The sequence below is a fragment of the Nioella nitratireducens genome (assembly GCF_001879715.1).
Lineage (GTDB): Bacteria > Pseudomonadota > Alphaproteobacteria > Rhodobacterales > Rhodobacteraceae > Nioella > Nioella nitratireducens.
Window position 1 is genome coordinate 1 of record NZ_MNBW01000060.1, and the last position, 2,011, is coordinate 2,011.

General features: G+C 61.0%; 2 protein-coding genes and 1 pseudogene. 2 read left to right on the top strand and 1 reads right to left on the bottom strand.

The genetic code is table 11. The annotated features are described in order from the left end of the window. Positions 1-77: 77 nt before the first annotated feature. Positions 78-212 (top strand): annotated as a pseudogene (locus tag BKY27_RS19520) (winged helix-turn-helix domain-containing protein); the annotation flags it as partial. Beyond that, a complete protein-coding gene (locus tag BKY27_RS19525; protein ID WP_071676122.1) occupies positions 209-1,576 on the top strand; it encodes an ATP-binding protein in 1,368 nt (455 codons plus the stop codon). The pseudogene BKY27_RS19520 and the gene BKY27_RS19525, both read left to right, overlap by 4 nt. 180 nt (positions 1,577-1,756) lie before the next feature. Here the strand turns inward: BKY27_RS19525 and BKY27_RS20310 are convergent, their stop codons facing one another. Further along, positions 1,757-1,921, bottom strand: coding sequence for a hypothetical protein (locus tag BKY27_RS20310; RefSeq protein WP_007803240.1), 165 nt, complete (start codon positions 1,919-1,921; stop codon positions 1,757-1,759). Between the last annotated feature and the right edge of the window lie 90 nt (positions 1,922-2,011).

Here is a 2,011-nt window from a genome sequence, read left to right on the forward strand (position 1 = left end):
CAGGCGAATATCGTTGGCGGAAAATAGAAGCGCAAAATCCTTAAAGGGGTTTTCTGCACTCAGCCCCACTCGACCCCGAGAAGCTCTACGCTTTCGACGCCGAAGTCGAGAGCAACACCATCGAGGTGCACGTGAGCCGCCTGCGCAAGAAACTGGGGAGCGCCATCATCGAGACTGAGCGCGGCATGGGTTACCGGCTGGGCAAGCCATGATGTGGCCATCCAGCCTTCAGGTACGGCTCGGCTTGTCACTCGGCCTTGTGCTGACGATCCTCTGGCTCGCCGCCGCCACGGTTACCGCGGTGATCGTTCGGGGCGAGATGGACGAGGTCTTCGACAGCGCCCTGCGCGAAACCGCCGAGCGCATCCTTCCGCTGGCCGTGACCGACATCGTCGGCCGAGAAGATCAGGGTGTGACGCAGCGCCTCGCGCCGATCCGGGAGCATGACGAGTTCTTCACCTACATCGTACGCGATGCCGAGGGACGCATTTTGCTGCAATCCCATGCGGCGGACCCTGCCGTGTTCCCTCCATACGATGGTCCGGGATTTGGGCAGAACGCCACACATCGCCTCTACAGCGACGCGGCGCTCCAGGGGACGATCAGCATCACCGTGGCCGAACCGTTGGCGCATCGCGCTTCGGTTGCTCGGGAAATCCAGATGGGCCTCGGCCTGCCGCTGCTGGTTGTGCTGCCGTTGGCGCTCGCGTCGATTATTCTCGCTGTGCGCTTTAGCCTCGCCCCTCTCCATCGGTTCCGTACGCGGCTTGAAGCGCGCGGCGTGCGCGACCTGTCAGAAGTACCCGCGGCCGACCTGCCGACGGAAATAGGACCGCTGGCCGCAACCTTGAACAGCCTTTTGGCTCGGCTGCGCGACGCGTTCGAGGCTGAGCGAAGTTTTGCAGCCAATGCGGCTCATGAACTAAGGACACCATTGGCGGGCGCTATCGCCCAGGCGCAGCGACTGCGGTCAGAGACCAAAGATCCGACCATCGACGCGCGCGCCGCCGAGATCGAGGCGACGCTCAAGCGTCTCACTCGGCTGTCCGAGCGTCTCCTGCAGCTTGCGCGGGCGGAAGGCGGTAGACTTCGGATGGACCAGAGCGCTGATGTCAGAACCATCACTCGGGTCGTGGTGGAAGATATTGCGCGCAGCACAGAGAACGGGCGCCTTATGTTGAACTTGCCGGACACGCCTGTCTTGTCTGATATCGACCCCGACGCATTGGGAATTCTGTGCCGGAATCTGGTGGAAAACGCCCTACGCCACGGGGCGCAGAATGCCCCAGTCGATGTTACACTCACGAGCGACGGGCAGTTGATCGTGGCAAACGAGGGCCCCGCGGTAGCAACCGAAACACTCGAACGCCTGACAGGGCGCTTCGAGAGGGCAGATGCAAAAACTGATGGTAGCGGGCTTGGCCTCGCTATCGTCTCAGCCATCGCAGAACGGATCGAAACCTCTCTCTTGCTCCAGTCACCACGTCCCGGTGAACCTTCTGGATTTCAGGCATCCGTCAGATTGCCAACAGATGCTCCAAATGCCCATGCGAAAGATCGGGAGCATTGGCCTTGAAGTCTGACGCATCACCGGCGACGTCATAGTTTGAAGAAAATCGCAGAAACGTAGGAAAGCTTTCTTATAGGAGAGCTATTTTCTTATATTTTTTATGAACTTGGGACTGTTCTGTAGAGCAGGCCCTCTATCGGCGATAGCCGCTTTTGCGCCAAGCCCTCGGGAAGTGAGGCCGAAGCCTCACCCGAAGGGATCGTATTCCGAGACGATCACGACCTCGTCGCCGTCGATTTCATCGGCGGGGACGGCGCCGAAGGTTCCATCCCCTGCCTGGAAGACGACGATCGAAACCATGAGCGTGGCGGCGAGGGAGGCTGCGAAGGCGTGTGCATCTTTGCGGGACATCTGTTTGGCTCCTGTCTGGGAGGCGGGGGACCATCCCCCGCGCGACAGGACCCCGCAGGCCCGAAGACTGGCTGACATCACCGGGTGCGT

What these genes read in the sequence shown, in the direction of transcription:
- BKY27_RS19525 (WP_071676122.1), top strand. Translation starts at nt 209, where the DNA reads ATGATGTGGCCATCCAGCCTTCAGGTACGGCTCGGCTTGTCACTCGGC.
- BKY27_RS20310 (WP_007803240.1), bottom strand. Translation starts at nt 1,921, where the DNA reads ATGTCCCGCAAAGATGCACACGCCTTCGCAGCCTCCCTCGCCGCCACG.